The organism is Nitrosospira multiformis, assembly GCF_003050865.1.
In the GTDB taxonomy this organism is placed as follows: domain Bacteria; phylum Pseudomonadota; class Gammaproteobacteria; order Burkholderiales; family Nitrosomonadaceae; genus Nitrosospira; species Nitrosospira multiformis_E.
On sequence record NZ_QAOK01000001.1, the window covers coordinates 99049 to 121526 of the forward strand.

At 54.5% G+C, this 22478-nt stretch carries 21 protein-coding genes; 18 read left to right on the forward strand and 3 right to left on the reverse strand.

Translation table 11 applies throughout. The annotated features are described in order from the left end of the window. Positions 1–293 precede the first annotated feature (293 nt). Genes coxB through C8R21_RS00450 form a run of 5 tightly spaced genes read left to right on the forward strand, consistent with a single transcriptional unit; the run spans position 294 to position 5807 of the window. Entirely contained in the window at positions 294–1355 is a 1062-nt protein-coding gene (gene coxB / locus C8R21_RS00430; protein WP_107760922.1) for a cytochrome c oxidase subunit II, read from the forward strand. Between the two features lie 3 nt (positions 1356–1358). Beyond that, positions 1359–3374: a cytochrome c oxidase subunit I gene (gene ctaD / locus C8R21_RS00435; RefSeq protein ID WP_181258816.1), complete on the forward strand. Its 2016-nt coding sequence runs from the start codon at positions 1359–1361 to the stop codon at positions 3372–3374. After that, positions 3371–3979 (forward strand): cytochrome c oxidase subunit 3, encoded by a 609-nt coding sequence (locus C8R21_RS00440; RefSeq protein ID WP_107760924.1) that lies wholly within the window; start codon positions 3371–3373, stop codon positions 3977–3979. The genes ctaD and C8R21_RS00440 overlap by 4 nt, the downstream gene beginning before the upstream one ends. A gap of 8 nt (positions 3980–3987) precedes the next feature. Beyond that, positions 3988–4434, forward strand: a complete 447-nt coding sequence (locus C8R21_RS00445) for a hypothetical protein (RefSeq protein WP_107760926.1) — start codon at positions 3988–3990, stop codon at positions 4432–4434. Then, the gene (locus C8R21_RS00450) at positions 4416–5807 is read left to right on the forward strand and encodes a c-type cytochrome (RefSeq protein WP_107760928.1); all 1392 of its coding nucleotides are present in this window, start codon (positions 4416–4418) and stop codon (positions 5805–5807) included. Before C8R21_RS00445 ends, C8R21_RS00450 begins: the two co-directional genes overlap by 19 nt. Before the next feature lie 58 nt (positions 5808–5865). Here C8R21_RS00450 and C8R21_RS00455 read toward each other — a convergent pair whose 3' ends face one another. Together C8R21_RS00455 and C8R21_RS00460 are read right to left on the reverse strand one after the other, a co-directional pair. After that, a complete protein-coding gene (locus C8R21_RS00455; protein WP_107760930.1) occupies positions 5866–6681 on the reverse strand; it encodes a cytochrome c oxidase assembly protein in 816 nt (271 codons plus the stop codon). Between the two features lie 35 nt (positions 6682–6716). Further along, positions 6717–7343: an SCO family protein gene (locus C8R21_RS00460; protein WP_107760931.1), complete on the reverse strand. Its 627-nt coding sequence runs from the start codon at positions 7341–7343 to the stop codon at positions 6717–6719. A gap of 321 nt (positions 7344–7664) precedes the next feature. Between C8R21_RS00460 and C8R21_RS00465 the strand changes: the two genes are divergently transcribed. From C8R21_RS00465 to C8R21_RS00475, 3 genes are all read left to right on the forward strand, one after another. Continuing rightward, positions 7665–9197 carry a 2-isopropylmalate synthase gene (locus C8R21_RS00465; protein WP_107760933.1) on the forward strand — a complete coding sequence of 511 codons (1533 nt, stop codon included), beginning with the start codon at positions 7665–7667 and terminating at the stop codon, positions 9195–9197. Between the two features lie 107 nt (positions 9198–9304). Further along, positions 9305–10537, forward strand: a complete 1233-nt coding sequence (locus tag C8R21_RS00470) for a YihY family inner membrane protein (protein WP_258192172.1) — start codon at positions 9305–9307, stop codon at positions 10535–10537. 31 nt (positions 10538–10568) lie between these two features. After that, positions 10569–11111, forward strand: coding sequence for a TlpA family protein disulfide reductase (locus C8R21_RS00475; protein WP_107760935.1), 543 nt, complete (start codon positions 10569–10571; stop codon positions 11109–11111). Positions 11112–11221: 110 nt separating this feature from the next. Here the strand turns inward: C8R21_RS00475 and C8R21_RS00480 are convergent, their stop codons facing one another. Next, complete coding sequence (locus C8R21_RS00480) at positions 11222–12931, reverse strand: proline--tRNA ligase (RefSeq protein ID WP_107760938.1); 1710 nt, start codon at positions 12929–12931, stop codon at positions 11222–11224. Between the two features lie 200 nt (positions 12932–13131). On the opposite strand from C8R21_RS00480, the gene C8R21_RS00485 reads away from it, so the two are divergent. The 10 genes from C8R21_RS00485 (at position 13132) to C8R21_RS00530 (ending at position 22407) form a co-directional block, all read left to right on the forward strand. Continuing rightward, positions 13132–13695: an RNA pyrophosphohydrolase gene (locus C8R21_RS00485; protein ID WP_107761070.1), complete on the forward strand. Its 564-nt coding sequence runs from the start codon at positions 13132–13134 to the stop codon at positions 13693–13695. A 258-nt stretch (positions 13696–13953) separates the two neighbouring features. After that, entirely contained in the window at positions 13954–14955 is a 1002-nt protein-coding gene (locus C8R21_RS00490) for a cytochrome-c peroxidase (RefSeq protein ID WP_107760939.1), read from the forward strand. A 259-nt stretch (positions 14956–15214) separates the two neighbouring features. Next, positions 15215–15460: an RNA chaperone Hfq gene (gene hfq / locus C8R21_RS00495; protein WP_011379809.1), complete on the forward strand. Its 246-nt coding sequence runs from the start codon at positions 15215–15217 to the stop codon at positions 15458–15460. Beyond that, complete coding sequence (hflX, locus tag C8R21_RS00500) at positions 15453–16637, forward strand: GTPase HflX (protein WP_107760940.1); 1185 nt, start codon at positions 15453–15455, stop codon at positions 16635–16637. The genes hfq and hflX overlap by 8 nt, the downstream gene beginning before the upstream one ends. Before the next feature lie 104 nt (positions 16638–16741). Continuing rightward, on the forward strand, positions 16742–17941 hold the full coding sequence (gene hflK, locus C8R21_RS00505) for an FtsH protease activity modulator HflK (protein ID WP_107760941.1): 1200 nt from the start codon (positions 16742–16744) through the stop codon (positions 17939–17941). An 18-nt stretch (positions 17942–17959) separates the two neighbouring features. Then, on the forward strand, positions 17960–18820 hold the full coding sequence (gene hflC / locus C8R21_RS00510; RefSeq protein WP_375135986.1) for a protease modulator HflC: 861 nt from the start codon (positions 17960–17962) through the stop codon (positions 18818–18820). Between the two features lie 251 nt (positions 18821–19071). Continuing rightward, on the forward strand, positions 19072–19257 hold the full coding sequence (locus tag C8R21_RS00515) for a DUF2065 domain-containing protein (RefSeq protein ID WP_011379805.1): 186 nt from the start codon (positions 19072–19074) through the stop codon (positions 19255–19257). A 43-nt stretch (positions 19258–19300) separates the two neighbouring features. Next, positions 19301–20482, forward strand: a complete 1182-nt coding sequence (locus C8R21_RS00520; protein WP_107760943.1) for an ATP phosphoribosyltransferase regulatory subunit — start codon at positions 19301–19303, stop codon at positions 20480–20482. Between the two features lie 89 nt (positions 20483–20571). Beyond that, the gene (locus C8R21_RS00525) at positions 20572–21879 is read left to right on the forward strand and encodes an adenylosuccinate synthase (RefSeq protein ID WP_107760944.1); all 1308 of its coding nucleotides are present in this window, start codon (positions 20572–20574) and stop codon (positions 21877–21879) included. 93 nt (positions 21880–21972) lie between these two features. Continuing rightward, positions 21973–22407: a GNAT family N-acetyltransferase gene (locus C8R21_RS00530; RefSeq protein WP_107760945.1), complete on the forward strand. Its 435-nt coding sequence runs from the start codon at positions 21973–21975 to the stop codon at positions 22405–22407. The last annotated feature ends 71 nt before the right edge of the window (positions 22408–22478 follow it).

Here is a 22478-nt window from a genome sequence, read left to right on the forward strand (position 1 = left end):
CCGTTGAGAACAACTCCCCTGAACAGGAGTGTTGACCTGTTCAGGGTTTTTTCGAAACTCTACGTACGCTAGCGCACAGAAGCACGGAATGAGCAGCGTAGAATTTTTGAAAACACTGCGACATCGTCGGCTCCCTGCATTCTGGAAAGTGCATTCTTATCGCACGCCAGCCAGGGCCAGCTAGCCAGGGATCTCGATATCCCCCTGCAGTCCGCTCCGCCTTTGGTCACTCCGTCGCAGTCGGGATCGCGCTTATCGCTGCATCTCTGCGTACACTGGAGTTGGTCAAGCCCATGAAAGCTTCCGAGTCAGGTTTCGATTCCAGGTCAGCAATAAGAAACCTGCGTTTCAGGATAACGTTTCTGGCGCTATCCATGATCGCCGCAAGACCATCGGAAGCAGCAGACACGCTGGACACCCCTTTAAACTATTTCCTGTACAGCTACGGACCTGCCGCCACACCCATAATGCATCTGGGCTGGCTGATGACGGCTTTGCTCTCCGCCATTACCCTTATCGTCATACTGCTACTGGTAATCGCCCTGGTTCGCAAGCGCAGCTCTGCCGCCCCCGGCGTGATCGGCGCCGAGAGCGGAGGACTCAGATGGGTTTATATCGGCACAGGGATTTCCACCTTCATATTGGCGGGGCTCACCGTTTATTTCCTGGCCGTGCTCAATGCGGTTGCCAAGCCCACCGAGACTCCAGCCCTCACCCTGACTGTAACCGGATACGACTGGTGGTGGAGTATTGAATACGAGCATGCCGATCCGGCGAAACGTTTTGTGACCGCCAATGAAATTCATATACCTGTAGGCAGGCCTGTACTGCTCAAGTTGAAAAGCGCGGACGTCATTCACGCATTCTGGGTACCTGTACTCGCCGGAAAAACCCAAATGATTCCGGGCCTGGTCAATCAGAAGTGGATTCAGGCAGACGTCCCCGGCATTTATGTCGGTCAATGCGCACAATTTTGCGGGGCGGCGCATGCTCATATGAATCTGGAAGTGGTTGCGGAAAGCGACCGGGATTTCGAGAAATGGCAAGAGGCGCAACGCCGCACGGCTTTCCCGGTGTCAGGACACAATGAACATGGATACAAGCTTTTCATGGATCGCTGCGGGGGATGTCACGCGGTGCGTGGAACAGAAGCGGAAGGCCTGCACGGTCCTGATCTCACGCATCTGAACTCGCGCCGTCGCATTGCCGCCGGACTGTTGACCAATACACCAGATCACCTGATGAAGTGGATTACCCGTGCACAATACTTCAAGCCCGGAGCACGCATGCCAAGCATCGCATTATCGGATAGCGAAGCTTCAGCACTGGCCTCCTATCTTTCGACACTGAACTAGAGTATGGCCGCTACCGACGCCACCCAGCATCGCATCGAACCCCTTCTCGAACGGATCCCGGAAGTGGGGCGTATTCCCGCGGGATCAGCAATTGAAGCGCGTCTGGAGAGGATCTGGGAGACGGCGCCAGGTTGGCGCGGGTGGCTCTCCACAGTAGATCATAAAACGATCGGGGTACGATATCTCGTCACGGCCTTTCTTTTCCTCGTGATCGGCGGAATCGAAGCACTATTCCTGCGCATCCAGCTTGCCGGGCCGGATATGGCGTTTCTGACGCCGGAGCAATACAACCAGCTTTTCACGATGCATGGCGTGACCATGATTTTCCTCTACGCATCGCCCGTTCTGTCCGGTTTCTCCAACTACCTCTGGCCACTTTTGCTTGGTTCCAGGGATATGGCCTTTCCGCGCCTCAATGCACTTTCCTACTGGATTTTTCTGTTCGCCGGCCTCTTCATGTACATCAGCTTCCCTCTTGGGCAGGCGCCGAATGCGGGCTGGTTCAATTATGTGCCCTTCTCAGGCCCGGTATACAACACCGGACCCAATATAGACGTCTTTGCGCTCGGCATGGTGCTGCTCGGGATTTCTACAACGGTGGGATCGATTAATTTCGTGGTTACGCTGTTCAGGATGCGCGCACCGGGCATGACCATAAACCGCGTCCCCATCCTGGTGTGGGGAACGCTCACCGCCTCCGTGGCCAACCTGTTCGCAATCCCCGCCGTCAGCCTCGCGTTCTTTCTGTTGTGGCTCGACCGCCAGATAGGCGCGCATTTTTTTGATGTGGCAAATAACGGTCAGCCCCTGCTTTGGCAGCACTTGTTCTGGATTTTCGGCCATCCCTGGGTCTATGTCGTTGTGCTTCCGGCAATGGGCATCGTTTCCGATGCGCTGCCTACATTCTGTCGCCGGCCACTCGTGGGCTACACGGCAGTGGCGCTTGCCACCATGGCAACCATGCTGCTCGGTTTCGGGGTGTGGGTCCACCATATGTTCGCCACGGGGCTGCCGACAGTGGCTCTGTCGATTTTCGGCGCCGCCAGCATGGTCATCTCCATTCCCAGCGCGGTCGCCGTCTTCGCCTGGATTGCGACCATCTGGCTGGGAAAACCCGTATTCAAGACCCCTTTTCTGTTTTTTGCCGGTTTCGTCGCGCTGTTCATCATCGGGGGCATGTCGGGAGTAATGACAGCCGCGGTGCCGCTCGACTGGCAACTTAACGAAACCTACTTCATCGTGGCGCACCTGCACTATGTCCTGCTTGGGATCAACGTGTTTCCCGTGGTAGGAGCGATCTACTACTGGTTTCCCAAATTCACCGGGCGCATGATGAGTGAGAAACTGGGCAAGTGGAGTTTCTGGACCATGTTTATCGGATTCAACGCCGGATTCTTTCCAATGCATATCGCTGGACTGCTCGGGATGCCACGCCGCATTTATACCTATCCCTCCCGCATGGGGTGGGACGAAGTCAACCTGATTACGACTGTCGGATCCTTCATATTCGCCGTTGGCGTGCTGATCTTCCTCGTCAATGTCGTCCTCAGCCTGAAACGTGGAGCGTGGGCAGGCGCCAACCCGTGGGATGCGCCCACTCTGGAATGGGCAGTATCTTCCCCGCCGCCCGCTTATAACTTTGCAACCATTCCTACGATTGCCAGCCGGCACCCGTTATGGGAGGGGCGGATCGAGGGAGAAAGAGAACATAGCCGGACCAGACTGGAAGAAGGTTACCTGCTAATGCGGGGTCGGGAAACTCTCGGCACCTCACCCATCGATGCAAAGCCGGTTGTCATCCTCAAAATGCCGGAGGATTCCTATACGCCTTTCCTTGTCGGTTTGTTCGTCTCGTTGCTATTCGTCGGCCTGTTGCTGCATTCATGGACATTCACCGCATTAATGGCGGCCTCAAGCTGTGCCGCGTTGAGCGTCTGGATGTGGCCCCGCAGAAAACTCGGTCAGCGCACTACTGGGTACAGGTCAGCCTCTGCCGAAAGAGGGGGAGAAAGCCCATGAGTGAAACTGCTCAAGTCGTCAGGCAGCCTTTGCCGGTAGGAAGCGCTGGCAAGCTCTCCGGCGGCTGGTGGGGAATGATGGCACTCATCGTAACCGAGGCCTCCCTGTTCGGATACTTGCTGTTCACTTACTTCTACCTCGCCGCGCAGACCGTGCAAGACTGGCCCCCGGGTGGGCTGCCGAGCCTGCTCATCCCGGGCATCAATACCGTCATCCTGCTTGGCAGCAGCGTTGCTTTCTGGGTAGGAGAACGGCGCATCCGGCAAGGTAAGGCACAATCCAGCATTTTCGGGTTTATCGCCGCGATTGCTTTGGGTAGCGCCTTTGTCGCGATTCAGCTTCTGGAGTGGAGAAACAAGACATACAGTATCAACTCCGACCTGTACGGATCACTCTACTTTACGATCACGGGCTTTCACTTATGCCATGTCATTATCGGGCTGGGCGTCCTGTTGCTCCTGCTCGCCTGGACCATGATGGGTTATTTTGACCACAAGCGTCATGTTGCAATCACCATCGGCGGCGTTTACTGGCATTTTGTCGATGTCGTCTGGCTGTTCGTTTTCTCCGCCTTGTATTTGTCTCCTTATCTCCATCGCGGATGACCTTCAAAATGGATGCAAGACAGACTGTTTCCACAGAACATCACTTCCTTCATTCCGTACCGAAGGTTAAGACATTGCTTGCGCTCTTCGGGGCACCCGGAGCCTGGGTAACGCAAATGGCATTAACCCAGCCGATCGCCGCCTACGCCTGCTATCCGCACCAATTTCCGCTCTCCGCCCCGCTTTGGCCGGAATTGCCGGCAATACTGGCAACAATAGGCTTTGTCTGCCTGGCAGGCGCTCTTTTTTCCGGGTATATCGCCTTGGGCTCCTGGCGGAGCATTAGTCGCTTAACGAAAGACCCATTGAATAAACAGCCCGCCATTCAGAAAGATGAAGGGCAGGCACGGTTCCTGGCGATGCTGGGGATGATGTCGAGCTTTGTGTTCATCGTGGCGATCCTGTTTAACACTTTCGCCGTGCTTTTGATTCGATCATGCAGCGCCTGGATCTGAAGCAAATGAAGCTGCGCATGGCGGTTTTCGATTGGATCATCCGGAGGGTCAAAGAAGCTGGAAATCTCCTGGGTGCTGTCCTGCTCGTCACGAGTGCAATCATGTCGGGCATTCCAGTTTCCGTTGCGACCGCCGCTGCTGGTCATGCGGCAAATCCCGCTGGGGAGAGTGAAGGCACATTCGATGCACTGGTTACACGCGGCGCCTATCTCGCCACTATCGCAGACTGCGCCGGATGTCACACGGCAGGACCCGCTCACCCGGCTTTTGGCGGCGGATTGGCGATCAATTCACCCTTCGGCACCATTTACTCGACCAATATTACGCCTGATCCGGAAACCGGCATCGGCCGTTACAGCTACGAGGATTTCAGCCGGGCCGTGCGCGGCGGCATCAGGAAGGACGGCAAATGGTTGTACCCGGCCATGCCTTACCCGTCGTTCACGGCAATGTCGGACAACGATGTGCGCGCGTTATATGCCTACTTCATGCACGGGGTGAAACCGGTCCGGCACACGCCCTCGCAGACCCGCCTGCCATTCCCCTTCAATCAGCGCTGGACCCTCAAGTTCTGGGATCTTGCCTTCGTGGAACACAAACGGTTCGAACCCCGTGCTGATCGGGGTGGAAAGTGGAACCGCGGTGCATACCTGGTGCAGTCGCTCGGTCACTGCGGTGCCTGTCATACTCCGCGCGGTTTGGCCTATCAGGAAAAGGCCTATTCGGAAATCTCATCCGACTATTTGACCGGTGCGATGATAGATAACTGGTTTGCTCCGGAACTGACCGGAAACACTGCATCAGGCCTGGGCAGATGGTCGGAAGAGGAGATTGCCGCGTTTCTGAAGACAGGCCATAGTGGCCATACCGCTGCATTTGGCAGCATGATCACTGTCATTGAAAACAGCACCCAGCACTTACGCCAGGAGGACTTGGATGCGATCGCCCACTACCTCAAATCGCTTCCTGCCAGCGGAGAAAAGTCTTCGTATAACCCTCGTAGAACGCCGGCAGTCGTTCCCGTCGGAATGATCCGGTTCGAGAAACCAGGGGCGGGAATATATAGTGGCTTCTGCACCAAATGTCACGGGGACGAGGGAAGGGGCAAGCCGCCAAAGTTTCCTCCTCTATCTGGAAGTTCGATCGTGCTTTCGGAGAATGCCTCTTCCCTGATCCGGCTCATGCTGGAAGGAGGAAAAGGCCCATGGACAAAGACGGGGCCGAAACCGGAGAAAATGCCAGGCTATGCCGAAAGATTTACCGACCGCGAAATCGCTGAAGTGCTCACATTCATCCGTAACAACTGGGGGAACAAGGCTGCGCCTGTGACCACGCGCGATGTATATCTGATGCGCGAGGCCCTGAACGAATAATTGCAAAGGATTTTGTTTCTACCCGTCCAGAAATAGGAAAGAAAAGGAAAGCAGAGGTTTATGCTACCTTCTGTCCGTTCTTCGGATATTCTGCAAGCATCAATTCACGCAGGATGACAACCAGAATCCCGACCGCGCTCATCATCGCACCGTGTATCCACAGAATGATGCCCCCGATCTGCTGATCCGCAAGGGCGTTGATACCGCCAATAGCACGCCCGCAAATGGTGTAGATCGGATACAACTCGTGAGAAGTAAAGAAAATGATGGCGCCAATGACAATTTGAGGCGGAATTATGGCAAGCATCATGCCAATGCGAGAGCCAGGCGACAATCTGACCGGACCGGGAGTCAAGACCAGTCCCCAGAAAATCAATCCGCTGAGAAACATGCTCCAGTTCATCACACGGTAGAGACGCCAATCGATCATCGCCGTAAAATGAATCGAGGGCAACAGCCAGAAACCGATGAGCATGCTGAACAGTGTGACGGCGACGACAGGATTGCACAGGATGTGGGCGAGATATTGAACCGGCTTCCATCCCGCCATCAGATGAAATGCCTGCCTCATCCTTGACGGCATGCCCCCAAGAAGAACCGGGCATGGCCTGCTCAATATAATCAGAAAAGGCCCGAGATGATGCAATGCAAGATGCTGAAGCCGGTGAATGAAAAACTGATGCTGAGAATAATAATCGAGCTGGGTGTGAGAAACGAGATATACCAGGCTTAATCCACCCCAGAAGCACAATTTGCGATGAAGCCAGGGGCGAGCTACAGCACAGCCTCTCAGAAAAAAAAGAGCTGCGCTACCAGTGGCGGCAACCACCAGAATAGACTCTTCCCAAGGCACCAGCCAGTAAAACCATTCCATTACAATTGATGTCCGTTACTGACCGGAGAAGTTTTTCAGGCAGGAAGCAAGTCCCGCAGGTCTTGCGCCAGAGTCTCTTCTGGATCGGCGGAGGTTGCCAGCAGGCGGGCGCGGCCTTGTGTGTCAAATATATAGACCGCATCGCCATGCATGATGTCGCCGTCTCCACCAGGGGGGAAGTGCGGCCGGTACGCGTTGCGGTATCGTTTTGCAAGCCGTCCGATTTCATCCGGACTGCCGGTCAATCCTGTCGCCTGCTCGATATCGAATTGCATCAGATAACGGCGCAATTCCCCAGGGGCGTCCCGATTCGGGTCCACGGTTACAAAGAGGATATGCGCCCGATCTGCGTCTGCCCCCAGGAGATGCATTACACGCATGAGACGCGCCATGGAAATCGGGCACTCTTCCCGGCAATGTGTAAATCCAAAATACATCAGCAATACTTTTCCTTCATATGTCTTGGCTGTAACCGGCTGCCCCTTGTCGGAAGTGAGGGAAAAACTCAAATCCGGCAAGTGGCCGGTTACCCCCTTTACATGCCCCTGTTCTGTCGAATCGCATGCGCCCATGGCGAGCACAATCACAAGACCCGCAGCGATTCGGCGACGACTGAAATTTGGTCCTCCCCCAAAGTTCTTATTTACAAAGTTCTTATTCATTCACAAGCATCGAAAATTCCTGGGGCCATTCCTGGAGAGTCAACCGGTCAGTTTCAATGTCGGTCAGTTTCAATATAGCATTCAATTTCTCTATTGCACGCGTTCCGGAAACCCTTTATATTTGGGACATGCACATCGCAAACTTCGTTCAGTCCATTCCATTCTGCCTTCAGCCCCGCCTGCAGCTTCTTGCAAGACCGCTGCTGCGCCTCGCGCGCTAATTACCGACCTCCCTCAAGCCTTTACCAGTTTTTATCGATGGAATCCGTTCCTGGATTCCCTATCAGAGTTCGAGTATTCTTTCTGAAAACGGAGAAACAATTGAAAGACCATCTCATCATTTTTGATACCACCTTGCGTGACGGCGAGCAAAGCCCGGGCGCCTCCATGACGAGGGAGGAAAAAGTGCGCATCGCTCGACAACTGGAACGAATGCGGGTTGATGTCATTGAAGCGGGTTTCCCAGCTGCCTCGAATGGCGATTTCGAAGCGGTAAAAGCCGTAGCGGATGCAATCAAGGGCAGCACCATATGCGGCCTTGCGCGCGCAACCGAAGGCGATGTCAGGCGTGCAGGCGAAGCATTGCAGGGAGCCAGTTCGGCGCGTATCCACACCTTTATCGCCACTTCACCGATTCACATGGAAAAGAAACTGCGCATGTCCCCCGAGCAGGTGGTGGAACAGGCGGTGAAAGCGGTGAAATGGGCGCGCCAATACACCGATGACGTCGAATTCTCCCCTGAGGATGCCGGGCGCTCTGACATCACCTTTCTTTGCCGTGTGCTCGAAGCGGTCATCGATGCCGGAGCGGGGACTGTGAATATTCCCGATACAGTCGGCTATACCATGCCCCAGCAATTCGGAGAACTCATCCGTACCCTCCGCGAGAGGATTCCCAATTCGGATAAAGTCATATTCTCGGTGCACTGCCATAATGATCTTGGACTGGCAGTGGCCAATTCGTTATCGGCAGTGATGAACGGAGCGCGTCAGGTCGAATGCACGATAAACGGACTGGGCGAGCGCGCAGGCAATGCCTCCCTGGAGGAGATCGTCATGGCCGTTCGCACCCGCCAGGATTTCTTTCCTTGTGATACCCGCATCGATACTGTCCATATCGTCCCCGCAAGCAAGCTGGTTTCGGGCATTACCGGATTTCCGGTACAGCCGAACAAGGCAATTGTGGGCGCAAACGCATTCGCACACGAATCCGGGATACACCAGGACGGCGTATTGAAACACCGCGAAACATACGAAATCATGCGAGCGGAGGATGTCGGCTGGGGGGCAAACAAATTGCTGCTGGGCAAGCATTCGGGACGCAACGCCTTCCGCAGCCGGCTGGCAGAGCTCGGGATCGAGCTGGAATCGGAAGAAGTCCTTAATGCCACTTTCATGCGCTTCAAGGAGCTGGCGGACAAGAAGCATGATATTTTCGATGAAGACCTGCATGCCCTGGTTTCCGATGACGCCACCGCCCTGCAGGAACATTACAAGCTCCTGTCACTGACTGCGCACAGCGAAACCGGTGAAACTCCCCATGCCAGTATAGTAATCGGTGAAGAAGGCAGGGAATCCCATGCAGAGTCGGATGGAAGCGGACCAGTGGACGCCACTTTCCGCGCCATCGAAAAGATACTGAACAGCGGCGTGGAGTTGCAGCTCTACTCCGTCAATGCGATCACCAGCGGCACCGATTCCCAGGGCGAGGTCACGGTCCGGCTGCAGAAGTCAGGCCGCATCGTCAACGGCAACGGCGCCGATACGGACATTGTCGTCGCCTCCGCCAAGGCGTATCTCAGCGCGCTCAACAAGCTGCACAGCAAGCTGGAGCGGGCGCACCCGCAAGTGTAGAAACGTTGAAGAACGCGGCAGGACAAACTGGAACCGTCTGTTCTGCCTCCAAATTGGGGCTGCGCGTGGAGCTTTTCTCTCAATCCTCACGACCTGTCACGAAAGTAATGAAATCCGTACCTCCCGTCGATTTCATGCACTATGTCCTTGTGCGCTTTTTCCAGCACAACTGCACCCAGATTGCGAGCAGTCTTACCTTCACCACCCTGCTTTCGCTGGTACCGCTGCTCGCGATCGGGTTATCGATGGTGGCGGCATTTCCCGCATTCGCCGAATTTTCAGACCGGATAAAGGAATTCATTCTCACCACTATGGTGCCTGAAGCGGCAAACAAGGTCATCTCGGTGTACATGCAGCAATTTGCCGATAATGCGGCCAAGCTGACCGCGATCGGCATCGCCTTCCTGGGCGTAACCGCGCTTGCACTCATGCTCACCATAGACGAAGCGCTCAACAGCATCTGGCGAGTATCCCGCCTGCGCCCGCTGCTGCATCGCCTCCTGATATATTGGTCCGTTCTGACGATTGGCCCCTTATTGATCGGCGCAAGCCTGTCGCTTACGTCCTGGCTGATGACCGCCTCCATGGGATTTACCCGCGATATTCCGGGTGGGGATATCATGCTTTTGCGGTTGGGTCCGCTCGTGTTGACGAGTATTGCCTTCTCGACTTCCTATCTCATCGTGCCGAATCGCCAGGTAGCATGGCAGCATGCGATAGCGGGCGGTGTGGCTGCGGCGATAGGATTCGAGATAATGAAGGCAGGCTTCGCGTTCTACATCACCCGATTCCCGACTTATCAGACAGTATATGGCACCTTTGCGACTATTCCCATTTTCCTGCTATGGCTTTATCTTTCGTGGTTGATGGTGCTGCTCGGGGCGGTTATTGCCGCATCCCTTTCAAGCTGGCGTTTTCGCGAGTGGCGCGATGACCCGAAGGCCAGGGGTAAGCAGTTTTTTGATGCATTGCGTTTATTGGGGGTACTTGGAAAGGCGCTGAAGGCAGGCAAAGTTGAAACTGCCTCCAGCTTGCAGCAGCTGCTGCTGCTAAGTCCCGAAGAAGTAGAACGGATACTGGAGCTCATGATGAAAGCCAATTTCGTGCGGCAGGTTCAGGGGGGAGGGTGGGTTCAAATACTTGACCCTGCCGAAATCCGGATTGCCGATGTCTACCGCCTGTTTGCGTTTCGTCCCGAAGCACTGCGGAGTGCAGCAGGAGGCGATACCAGGCTGGAGCAGCTACTCGATGATATTGCTGTAGGGATCGATGAGAAAATGGGGCTTCCGCTGTCGCAACTTTTTGCCTCCGCGAAACCGAACCACCCCCAGAAATGTTAGCTTAGCAAAGGTTAGGAGAGTTGTTGGAAAAATGAAACGACGTCATGCGAAAAGATGCCATTTGAGTATTCTGCTTTACCGGTTCTGTTTATACTTCATGCTTTCAGCAGTGCCGGTCGCACAGGCCTATGGTTTTACCTTTACCGATCATACCGGAAAGAAACTGACCCTTTCCGACTTCAAGGGGAAATGGGTGCTGGTAAATTTCTGGGCCACATGGTGCCCCCCATGCTTGAAGGAAATTCCTGATCTCGTCTCCCTCTATGAAAGTCGGAAAAAAGACGTAATGGTGATCGGCGTGGCCCTGGATTATCGTAACCCGGACGTTGTGCTCAAACTTGCGAAACGGCTTTCAGTGACCTACCCCATCGTGCTCGGGGATCAGGAACTGGCACGCCAGATCGGCCCGGTATCCATGCTGCCGACTACCTATGTTTTCGATCCCGAAGGAAAGCCGGCAGTTTATAAGATCGGAATTGTGTCCCGCGAAGCATTGGAAGAATTCATGCGTGAGAATTCGAAGATCCCCAGTTCCCAGCCGGCTGGAAAAGCACAGCAAAAAGGAGATCGCTAGTAGTCAGGTCCCGTCGGACAATGACTGCCCGGCCTTGCCGTACTGGAATCAGCCCAGAATCAGACTGTCGAGCGCCAGTTCCAGAACGGCAAGGCGGGAAGATTCAGCCATCAACCGCCAGCCAGTTTTGATTTAATAAAATCTGCAATCTCAGGAAGCGGGATGACCACGGATTTTTCGTCGCGCCGCCCCCGGTACTCGGCATTTCCTTCCTTCAAGCCTCGCTCGCCGACGACAACCCGGTGAGGAATACCGATCAGTTCCATATCGGCGAACATTACGCCGGGGCGGTCATCCCGGTCGTCGAGCAGAACTTCGATGCTGGCGCTGGAAAGCGCCACGTATAGTTTCTCCGCCTCAGCCCTCACCTCTGCATTCTTCTTCAACCCGATCGGAATGATGACCACCTGGAATGGCGCCATTGCTGCGGGAAATATAATGCCGCGCTCGTCATGGTTCTGCTCGATGGCGGCTGCCACAATGCGTGAAACCCCGATCCCGTAGCAGCCCATTTCCATGGGGCGCGATTGCCCGGATTCATCGAGATAACTGGCTTTCATCGCTTCCGAATACTTTGTGAGCAATTGGAAAATGTGGCCGACTTCTATCCCGCGGCAGATTTCCAGTTCACCCTTTCCGTCCGGCGACAAGTCGCCGGAAACCACGTTGCGAATATCGAAAACATGATCCGGCTCTTTCAGATCACGCCCGAAATTGACGTTGACGAGGTGATAATCCTCTTCATTGGCGCCACACACGAAATTACTCATGACCGCTACGGTACGGTCCACGATAACCGGAAGAGGCAATCCGACCGGGCTGATAAATCCGGGAATACAGCCGGTTTCGGTGCGAATTTCTTCTTCGTTGGCAAGCCGGAAATCGGAAAGAAAAGGAATCTTTCGAACCTTTGTCTCATTGAGATGGTGATCGCCACGCAGCAGCAGAAGATACATTCGGCCATTGGCCACGACCGCCAGCGTTTTTACCGTCTGTTCGATGGAAACATCAAGACAGGCGGCAATCTCTTCGCAGGTCTTTTTGGCGGTGGTTCGCACTTTCCGCATCTCGCCCGCGGCAGGTCCCGGCGATGCTGCCGGTGGCAACGACTCGGCCATTTCAACGTTCGCTGCGTAATCGGAATCGGGACAAAAAGCGATGGCGTCTTCGCCGGAATCGGCCAGGACATGAAATTCGTGCGAACTGCTGCCACCAATCGCACCCGTATCGGCCTTGACCGGGCGAAATCTCAGTCCCAGGCGATCGAATATCCGGCAATAGACCACATGCATCGCCTGATAGGTTTCTTCCAGGCTGTGGATATCGGTGTGGAACGAATAGGCATCTTTCATCACGAATTCGCGCGCGCGCATGACGCCGAAGCGGGGGCGAACCTCGTCGCGAAATTTGGTTTGTATCTGATAAAAATTAAGGGGTAACTGCCGGTAACTCTTGATTTCACGCCGTGCAATATCCGTGATGACTTCCTCATGGGTTGGACCAAAACAGAAATCGCGCTCGTGTCTATCCCTGATTTTCAACATCTGGGGGCCAAAGACATCCCATCGCCCTGTCTCCCGCCATAGCTCCGCAGGCTGCACGGCCGGCATCAGCAGTTCCAGTGCCCCCGCCGCATCCATTTCCTCCCGCACGATGTCTTCGACTTTGCGCAGAACCTTCAAGCCAAGCGGCATCCATGTGTAGAGACCGCTTCCCAGGCGGCGGATGAGACCTGCCCTCAGCATCAGCCTGTGACTGATCAATTCCGCTTCGGCGGGCGCTTCCTTGAGTGTCGAAATAAAAAAACCTGAGGCTCGCATATCCTGTCCATAACAAATCCAATCTCCGATTTTACTCTGAAAAGCAGCGCAGGTTGACCATGAGAAATCCGAAAAGCAAAGTGTTCAAACAATAATGCAGTTGCCACTCCTCCAGTACCCCCAATCAGCGACAGCTTTCAATCCGGCCCGAAATGTGGAAAAATCTAACCCTATCGTGAAGGATCAAATGGGTGAATCATATGATCGACCGTAATGGATATCGCTCAAATGTAGGAATCATTCTACTCAATTCGAAGAACGAGGTATTTTGGGGCAAGCGCATCAGACAGGATTCCTGGCAATTTCCTCAGGGAGGTATCAAGCCCGGCGAAAGTCCGGAACAAGCAATGTATCGTGAATTGACTGAGGAAGTAGGCTTGCGCCCCTGGCACGTGCAAATCCTCGGCCGCACCCGCGACTGGCTCCGATACGATGTACCTGCTCAATGGATAAAGCGCGACTGGCGGGGAAATTACCGGGGGCAGAAACAGATATGGTATCTGCTGCGCATGTTGGGAAGTGATTGCGACGTTTCGCTCCACACCAACGGACGTCCTGAATTTGACGCGTGGCGGTGGAATCAGTACTGGGTAGAGTTGGAGTCGGTAGTCGAGTTTAAACGCCAGGTTTACTGCCAGGCACTGACGGAACTGGCACGTCTGCTGAATCGTCCGCCTGTTCCCTGCGGGTACAGTGGATATGAAAAATACGACTATTCCGCCAGCGGGCAGCTCGCAGGCAGCACTGCCAAGCAGTCCGAATAAGCAACCGCATTGCAACAGCGCGTTGCAGTACCACCGCCAGAGGTGCCACTGCCGCCGCAACGGGAACTGATGCGTATCAGGCAGCTGACAGCAAAGCTGTTAGCTGTTTACACACTGCCTTTAATATTGATATTGCGGCTATCGGATATACTCGCGAACAGTTGCGCCCATCCTCAGCTGGCTGATAGCCCTGCCCTCAGTTTTCCGATGTAGGCGTAACCGGCTGCGCCACTACAGCCGAGTTTTTAGGAGATTACAATGATATTGCGGGCATTAATAACGTCGCTGCTAGCTGCTGGAACGATTGCCGCTCCGCCTGCCCTGGCCGCTGCCGCGGACGAACCCATACAACCGATCGAGGCAGCCAAGCCCAAGAATGAAAATAAGGTAGAACTGGGCAAAATGCTTTTTTTTGATCCCCGCCTTTCCAAATCCGGCTTCATCTCGTGCAACTCCTGTCATAACCTGAGCATGGGTGGATCCGACAATCTCCCATCATCCATTGGCCACAAATGGCATCAGGGTCCGATCAATTCGCCCACGGTACTGAACTCCAGCCTGAGTCTGGCCCAATTCTGGGACGGCCGCGCTAAGGACCTGAAGGATCAGGCAGGCGGTCCCATTGCCAATCCGGGGGAAATGGGATTCAGCCATGAATTGGCAGTAGGCGTCCTGCAATCCATTCCCCAGTACAGGGCGCGCTTCAAGCAGATATACAGTTCGGACAAGCTCGATATAGGCATGGTAACGGACGCGATCGCTGCCTTCGAAGAAACACTGGTAACGCCGGATTCCCGTTTCGACAAATGGCTCAGAGGCGACAAGAACGCCATCAACAAGACGGAGCTGGAAGGATACAAGCTGTTCAAGGACGCGGGTTGCACCGGTTGCCACAATGGACCTGCCGTAGGCGGCGCGTCGTTCCAGAAAATGGGCGTACGTGAAGCCTATAAAACTCAGAGCAAGGCTGAAGGCCGTTTTGCCGTGACCGGCAAGGAGGAGGACCGTCTGTTCTTCAAGGTGCCTACATTGCGAAATGTGGAACTGACCTATCCCTATTTCCATGACGGGGCCGCGGCGACTCTGGAAGATGCGGTGAATACCATGGGCCGGATACAATTGGGACGCAATTTCACCAAGGACGAGAATGCCAAAATCGTGGCATTTCTGAAGACATTGACCGGCAAGCAACCGCATCTCACTTTGCCTATTCTTCCCCCCTCGACCAAGGATACACCCAAACCTCATCCCTTCGATTGATCGGCGAGAGGCCTCTGTTCATCGGCAGGGAAAACAGGGCTCGAACCTTATCCGGGCTGCTATACAGTCCGGATAAGGTTCGGCAATGGCGTATCTGATAGCTGGCGGAATATTTATATTGGAAATAGGCGCAAACTAGCCTATAACTCTCTTTATACCTGCCCGATTCGACCTTCAGCCGCCCTCAGCAGGAATATGGATTTACGCTTCAAAATCAAGTAGAGTTTATTTTTTGAATAATTACAACACGGAGTCACGTATGAGCGCTAAAGGGCAATTGTTACAAGACCCGTTTCTAAATACCTTGCGGAAGGAACATATTCCGGTTTCGATTTATCTGGTAAATGGAATCAAATTGCAGGGACACATCGATTCATTCGATCAGTATGTAGTGCTGTTGAAGAATACCGTCACCCAGATGGTCTACAAACACGCAATTTCTACGGTAGTCCCCGCGAGAGCTGTCAACATTCCATTTGAGGCGCCCCCTATATCTGATGCTTGATTCCTCTAGTGGGAACGCGCCCAACACTCATGCCGCTGTTGATTCTGCTGTTCTGGTAAGCCTTGATCTAAATGACAGCGACTCCGCAGAAAACCTCGAAGAATTACGGCAATTGGCCGCCAGTGATTGCCTTGCAATTTCCGCTGTAGTACTGGGGAAGCGGCTTCGTCCGGATCCGGCGACTTTCGCAGGCAGCGGGAAAGTTGACGAAATAATGAGCGCAGTGGAGCAGACTGGCGCTTCGCTGGTTATTTTCAATCATGATCTTTCGCCTGCCCAACAGCGTAACCTGGAGCAGCGGTTCGGGCGGCGGGTCATCGATCGTACGAGCCTTATCCTGGACATTTTCGCGCAGCGCGCAAAGAGTCACGAAGGAAAGTTGCAGGTGGAACTTGCCCAGCTCGAACATCTGGCCACCCGGCTGGTGCGAGGCTGGACGCACCTGGAACGGCAGAAGGGCGGTATCGGCCTGCGCGGCCCTGGTGAAACACAGTTGGAAACCGATCGACGCCTGCTCGGAAAACGTGTCAAGGTGCTGAAAGAAAAGCTCGCTAAGTTCGAGCGCCAAAGAGCCTTGCAACGGCGCGCCAGACAGCGTGCGCAAGTGATGTCGGTTTCTTTGGTCGGTTATACCAATGCCGGCAAATCCACTCTTTTCAATAGACTCACTCGCGCCCACACCTATGTCGCTGACCAGTTGTTTGCAACCCTGGATGCCACCACCCGCAAGCTGTTTATCGCGGGCCGCGGTCCGCTCGTACTTTCCGACACGGTGGGCTTCATTCGGGCTCTGCCGCACACGCTGGTGGCAGCATTCCGGGCGACACTGGAAGAAACGGTGCAAGCAGATTTGTTGCTCCACGTCGTGGATGCCGGCAGCTCCAATCGCAGCGAACAGATTGAGGAAGTCAACAAGGTGCTGAAGGAAATCGGCGCTGACCGCATTCCACAGATATTGGTGCTGAACAAGACAGACCTGATCGACTTGCCGGCAAGCTCCCCGGGTTACCAGCGGGATGAGTATGGTAGAATCGTACAGGTTCGATTGAGCGCCAAAACCGGCGAAGGGCTGGAGTTTATCAATCTGGCATTGTCCGAAGCACTCGGGGAGCGGACGGCTTTACGAGAGTCCGATAATCAGCCGGAAGCCCGGGATATAACGAGCGGGTATCACTGAATGTCGAATAATGCAGCAATTTTTGCTTTCCACAAACCTGATTCGGGGTTTTTCACGGTAGAGTTTGATGGGCTGCTCCATTAAACACAAAAATAGGAATCATCATGGGATTAAATGATCCTCAGTGGGGAAGAAAAAAAGGCAATTCCGGTCCACCCGATCTGGATCAGTTGTGGCGCAATTTTAACAAGAAGCTCAACAATCTGTTGAAGGGCAAGGGTGGAGGAAGGCGTGACAATTCCGCAGGTGGTGAAGGCGGTCCTCCGGCCAGTCCCAAAAGATACGGCGGCGGCATAGGGCTGCTTGCGGGATTGCTTCTGCTGCTGTGGATAGGAAGCGGATTTTATATCGTCAATGAAGGCCAGCGGGGCATCGTGTTGCGATTTGGAAAATATGTGGAGAGTACGCAGGCGGGCTTGCGGTGGCATTTGCCCTATCCTGTCGAGATCGTTGAACCCGTTAACGTAAGCCAGGTGCGGACTGTTGAAATCGGCTATCGTAACAATGTCCGGAGCAAGGTGCTGAAGGAGTCGCTCATGTTGACCGACGACGAGAACATCATCGATATCCAGTTCGCCGTGCAATACATCCTGAAAAATCCGGAGGAGTTCCTGTTCACCAATCGTGACCCCGAGAACGCCGTGCTACAGGCAGCGGAAACCGCGATACGGGAAATCATCGGAAAGAGCAAGATGGACTTCGTGCTCTATGAGGGGCGTGAACAGGTGGCGGCAAAAGCCACGGAGCTGATGCAGGACATCCTTGACCGCTACAAGATCGGCATCGCCATCAGCAAGGTGACGATGCAGAATGCCCAACCCCCCGAACAGGTACAGGCAGCGTTCGATGACGCAGTCAAAGCCGGACAGGATAGGGAACGGCAGAAAAACGAAGGCCAGGCCTATGCGAATGATGTGATTCCGAAGGCCAAAGGTAATGCGGCCCGCCTCCTCGAAGAGGCTGAGGGATACAAGCAACGGGTGATTGCGAGTTCCGAAGGTGAGGCGAGCCGCTTCAGGCAGGTTCTCGTTGAATACAGCAAGGCGCCGGGCGTGACACGGGATCGGCTTTATCTGGATATGATGGAACAGGTGCTTTCCAACACCAGCAAAATTATCGTGGACCAGAAAAATGGCAATAGCCTGCTTTATCTGCCGTTGGACAAGCTGATTCATATGAGCGGACCTTCTTCCTCGTCTGGCACAGTGCCGGAGACACAGCCTGCGTCGCCGCCGGAACCTGCCGCAGACGCTGCTACCCGCACCCGGGAAGCATTTCGTGGCCGCGAACGGGAGACAAGATAAGTGAAAAACTATACCCCAATGTTATTGGCTGTCCTTATCGTCCTGTTTCTTGTGGCAAGCTCGTCACTGTATATAGTCGACCAGCGGCAGCAGGCAATCCTGTTCCAGTTGGGTGAAGTGGTGGATGTAAAGACATCTCCGGGCCTTTATTTCAAAATCCCGGTGGCGCAGAACGTGCGTTACTTTGACTCGCGCATTCTGACTATGGATACCGCCGAGCCGGAACGCTTCATAACATCCGAAAAAAAGAACGTTCTGGTGGATCTGTTCGTGAAGTGGCGTATCGTGGACGTCAAGCAGTACTATGTCAGCGTGCGCGGGGACGAGATGCTCGCCCAGACGCGCCTGTCGCAAACAGTCAACTCAAGCTTGCGCGATGAATTCGGTAATCGGACAGTACATGACGTCGTGTCCGGCGAGCGCGACAAAATCATGGAAATCATGCGGCAAAAGGCCGATGCGGATGCGCGTAAAATCGGAGTGGAAGTCGTAGACGTTCGTTTGAAGAGAGTAGACCTGCCGCAGGAAGTAAGTGAATCGGTCTACCGTAGAATGGAAGCCGAGCGGAAACGTGTGGCGAATGAACTGCGTTCGACCGGCGCTGCGGAATCTGAGAAGATTCGCGCCGATGCGGATCGCCAGCGCGAGGTCATTCTTGCTGAAGCCTACCGGAAAGCCCAGGAAACAAAGGGTGAAGGCGATGCGAAAGCGTCGAGTATCTATGCTAGCGCCTTCGAGTCGAATCCGGAATTCTATTCTTTTTATCGCAGCCTCGACGCCTACAAACAAAGCTTTAAAAACAAGAGTGATATCATGGTACTGGAACCGAACTCCGAGTTTTTCAAGTATATGAAGAACTCGGGGCGAGGAGGGAAATAGAGGTGCCAGTAAATAGCTCATTCGGATGAAGCAGCTGTCCGGGAGTACGGCTGGCTGCTTCAGAGCTATCGACAGAGTAATTCCATGGCCGGTCGAATATCGCCCCTCGCTTCTGCAGTCTTTTCCCACGCTGTAAATGATCCCACATAGAGCGGTGATTCCTGACGATTTCTCCAGCGAATTCCCGACCCGGCACCTGCTTCGGTGTCGCCTGACGCAGTAGGCGTCCGGTCTGCTTGGGTTATTTCAATATGTGGGACACTCTGTTAATGGCCTTTGCCCTGATGCTGGTGCTTGAGGGACTGCTTCCCTTTCTGATGCCCGGTGCATGGCGTGAGGCTTTCAGAAAACTGACCGAAGCCGGCGACAACCAGATACGTTTTATCGGCCTGACCTCCATGCTGGTCGGGTTGCTCCTGCTCTATCTTGTGAAATAGTTCTTTCCATACCCTCCATACCTGCCTTTATCCTGTCTTGATTATGACCCCGAGTGCATGGGCTCTTCCCGAATATATTGAGGACATTCTGCCCGCCGAAGCGCTGAAGATAGAAATGATGCGCCGGCGGGTATTGGACTGGTTGTTCGTGAACGGCTACGAACTTGTAGGGCCGCCGTTGCTGGAATATGTGGAATCGCTTCTCACTGGTAGCGGGAGGCAAATGAATTTGCGCGTGCTTAAAGTGGTTGATCAACTGAGCGGCCGCATGATGGGTTTGCGCGCGGACATGACGCCACAGGTGGCTCGCATCGATGCACACCTTCTGAACCGGAAGGGCATCACGCGGCTTTGTTATGCGGGCAGCGTGCTGCACGCGCGGCCGTCGGGCCTGACCCGGACCCGGGAACCGTTGCAGATCGGCGCGGAACTTTACGGCCATCAGGGACTTGAAAGCGATCTGGAAATCCAACGCCTGATGCTGCAATCTCTCGCAATCGCCGGTGTGGGAAACATACACCTCGATCTCGGCCATGTCGCGGTATTTCGCGGCTTGATCAGAAGTACAGATATCTCACCTGCCCTGGAAATGGAATTGTCCGGCGCCTTGCAGGGGAAAGATAAGGCAGCATTGAAGGAACTCTGCGCCGGGCTGAAAAAACGGGTGGATGCCTCGGTGCGAGAGGCGCTCCTGCTGCTACCCGAGCTCTACGGAGACGAGAATGTGTTGACATTGGCCCGCAGCGCCCTCCCGCCCTACCCCGAAATCATGGGAGCGCTGGACGAGCTCGAAATGGTAGCGGGCGAACTGGGCCCCCTTGTGGATACATTGGCATTCGATCTCGCCGACTTGCGCGGATATCACTACCACAGCGGCATGGTCTTTGCCGCATATACCGACAACTGTCCCAATGCAATCGCAGTGGGTGGACGCTACGATGAAGTTGGAAAGGCATTCGGGAGAGCGCGGCCCGCAACAGGTTTCAGCATGGACCTGCGGGAGTTATCTGGTTTGATGCCCTCGGACTCTTATCCCAGAGGAATTCTGGCCCCGTTCATAAAGGAGGACAGAACGCTAGAAAAGAAAATCGAACAGCTTCGTAACGAAGGCCAGATCGTGATAATTGCCCTGCCTGGTCATGAAAATGACGCCAGCTCCTTCAATTGCGATAAAAAACTCGTATCGGAAAACGGGGTGTGGTCGATAGTGAATGCACTGACCTGAATGCCAATCATTGGCCAGCTTTAGGAAGGAAAGTTCTTCCTCCCTTTACCTTTCAAACATTACAGAAGTTTAAACGTTAAAGAAGCGATATGAGCAAAAATGTAGTTGTCATAGGAACTCAATGGGGTGATGAGGGTAAGGGCAAAATCGTGGACTGGCTTACGGATCAGGCGCAGGGTGTGGTGCGCTTCCAGGGAGGGCACAACGCGGGTCATACACTTGTCATTGGTGGCACGCAGACCGTGCTGCACCTGATCCCTTCCGGAATTCTCCGTAAGGACGTCGCCTGCTATATCGGTAATGGCGTGGTTGTGTCGCCACAGGCGCTCCTGGATGAAGTCGGTATGCTGGAGCGCGCGGGCATCGATGTGCTTAACCGGCTTCGCATCAGCGAGGCCTGTCCTCTCATTCTACCTTGTCACGTGGCTTTGGATAACGCGCGCGAGATAGCCAGAGGATTGGGTAAAATCGGCACGACCGGACGAGGTATTGGACCGGCATACGAGGACAAGGTGGCGCGTCGCGCCGTCCGCCTGCAGGATCTGTTTCATCGTGACCGCTTCGCGGCGAAGCTGGGCGAGATACTGGATTATCACAATTTCGTGTTGAAGAACTATTTCCAATCGCCAGTCGTCGATTTTCAGCAAACCATGGACGAGACGCTCTCACTGGTGGAGCGCATCCGCCCCATGGTTGCCGATGTGCCGCGGCTTTTATTCGAAGCTAACAGGGCAGGCGCGAATCTTCTGTTTGAGGGGGCACAGGGGGCGCTGCTCGATATTGATCATGGCACTTACCCGTTTGTTACGTCCAGCAATTGTATTGCCGGTGCCGCGACAACAGGAAGCGGAATCGGCCCCCAGATGTTGCACTATGTGCTGGGAATCACCAAGGCATATACCACGCGCGTTGGAGCGGGGCCCTTTCCAACTGAACTGGATGATGAGGTCGGCAGGCATCTCGCCAGGCGCGGTAATGAATTCGGTGCAACCACGGGACGCCCGCGGCGCTGTGGCTGGTTCGATGCCGCCGCCCTGAAACGTTCCATCCAGATTAATGGTGTCTCTGGGTTGTGTGTCACCAAGCTTGATGTGATGGATGGTGTTGAAACCCTGCGGCTGGGCGTGGGCTATAAACTGACAGGAAATGGAGAGGAAGAAAAATTCAGTGGCATCATGCCGGTAGGTGCGGAGGAACTTGCCTCCTGCGAACCGGTTTACGAGGAAATGCCCGGATGGAGCGGGAGCACGGTCGGTATCCGCAATTTCGAACAACTGCCAATGGCCGCACGCAACTATCTCAAGCGTATGGAAGAAGTGTGTGAGGTATCGATAGACATAATATCGACCGGACCGGATCGGGAAGAAACAATTGTATTGCGCCACCCTTTCGAGTAGCTGGAAAGCCTGTCTCCCGATAGGCAGAGGCAGACAGTGCAGGAGCAGAAGCTTCCACCACACTGGCGGATTACCACGGCCAGTCGAGCCAATATGAGTCTCTGCATAGTACGTCCGGCAAGCTGGCAGGAAGACGGAGGGGCATTACGAGCAGTACGAGAGGCGGTTTTTATCAGGGAACAAGGAGTACCTGCGGAACTCGAATGGGACGAGTTCGACGTCGTTTGCGTGCACCTGCTGGCGATGAATCCCTCGGGAAATCCGATAGGTACGGCAAGGTTGCTACCGGATGCTTCGGTAGGACGCATGGCCGTGTTGAGGGATTGGCGACGCAAAGGAGTGGGTAGCACACTCATGGATCGGCTGCTGAAGGAAGCGGAAAACCGGCAGCTTCCTTCAGTTACCTTGAACGCACAGACACACGCGACCGGGTTTTATAGCAGATTTGGTTTTCAGCAGGCAGGACCGGAATTCCTGGATGCCGGAATTCCTCACGTGAAAATGATACTGCAATTTCGGCCGCGTTAACGATAGAAGCGCTCTGAAACGCGGACCTGTCCCCGTTCTCCTCCTTTTCGGCATTACAGATTAGACCCTGT

What these genes read in the sequence shown, in the direction of transcription:
- coxB (WP_107760922.1), top strand. Translation starts at nt 294, where the DNA reads ATGAAAGCTTCCGAGTCAGGTTTCGATTCCAGGTCAGCAATAAGAAAC.
- ctaD (WP_181258816.1), top strand. Translation starts at nt 1,359, where the DNA reads ATGGCCGCTACCGACGCCACCCAGCATCGCATCGAACCCCTTCTCGAA.
- C8R21_RS00440 (WP_107760924.1), top strand. Translation starts at nt 3,371, where the DNA reads ATGAGTGAAACTGCTCAAGTCGTCAGGCAGCCTTTGCCGGTAGGAAGC.
- C8R21_RS00445 (WP_107760926.1), top strand. Translation starts at nt 3,988, where the DNA reads ATGGATGCAAGACAGACTGTTTCCACAGAACATCACTTCCTTCATTCC.
- C8R21_RS00450 (WP_107760928.1), top strand. Translation starts at nt 4,416, where the DNA reads ATGCAGCGCCTGGATCTGAAGCAAATGAAGCTGCGCATGGCGGTTTTC.
- C8R21_RS00455 (WP_107760930.1), bottom strand. Translation starts at nt 6,681, where the DNA reads ATGGAATGGTTTTACTGGCTGGTGCCTTGGGAAGAGTCTATTCTGGTG.
- C8R21_RS00460 (WP_107760931.1), bottom strand. Translation starts at nt 7,343, where the DNA reads ATGAATAAGAACTTTGTAAATAAGAACTTTGGGGGAGGACCAAATTTC.
- C8R21_RS00470 (WP_258192172.1), top strand. Translation starts at nt 9,305, where the DNA reads ATGAAATCCGTACCTCCCGTCGATTTCATGCACTATGTCCTTGTGCGC.
- C8R21_RS00475 (WP_107760935.1), top strand. Translation starts at nt 10,569, where the DNA reads ATGAAACGACGTCATGCGAAAAGATGCCATTTGAGTATTCTGCTTTAC.
- C8R21_RS00480 (WP_107760938.1), bottom strand. Translation starts at nt 12,931, where the DNA reads ATGCGAGCCTCAGGTTTTTTTATTTCGACACTCAAGGAAGCGCCCGCC.
- C8R21_RS00485 (WP_107761070.1), top strand. Translation starts at nt 13,132, where the DNA reads ATGATCGACCGTAATGGATATCGCTCAAATGTAGGAATCATTCTACTC.
- C8R21_RS00490 (WP_107760939.1), top strand. Translation starts at nt 13,954, where the DNA reads ATGATATTGCGGGCATTAATAACGTCGCTGCTAGCTGCTGGAACGATT.
- hfq (WP_011379809.1), top strand. Translation starts at nt 15,215, where the DNA reads ATGAGCGCTAAAGGGCAATTGTTACAAGACCCGTTTCTAAATACCTTG.
- hflX (WP_107760940.1), top strand. Translation starts at nt 15,453, where the DNA reads ATGCTTGATTCCTCTAGTGGGAACGCGCCCAACACTCATGCCGCTGTT.
- hflK (WP_107760941.1), top strand. Translation starts at nt 16,742, where the DNA reads ATGGGATTAAATGATCCTCAGTGGGGAAGAAAAAAAGGCAATTCCGGT.
- hflC (WP_375135986.1), top strand. Translation starts at nt 17,960, where the DNA reads ATGTTATTGGCTGTCCTTATCGTCCTGTTTCTTGTGGCAAGCTCGTCA.
- C8R21_RS00515 (WP_011379805.1), top strand. Translation starts at nt 19,072, where the DNA reads ATGTGGGACACTCTGTTAATGGCCTTTGCCCTGATGCTGGTGCTTGAG.
- C8R21_RS00520 (WP_107760943.1), top strand. Translation starts at nt 19,301, where the DNA reads ATGACCCCGAGTGCATGGGCTCTTCCCGAATATATTGAGGACATTCTG.
- C8R21_RS00525 (WP_107760944.1), top strand. Translation starts at nt 20,572, where the DNA reads ATGAGCAAAAATGTAGTTGTCATAGGAACTCAATGGGGTGATGAGGGT.
- C8R21_RS00530 (WP_107760945.1), top strand. Translation starts at nt 21,973, where the DNA reads ATGAGTCTCTGCATAGTACGTCCGGCAAGCTGGCAGGAAGACGGAGGG.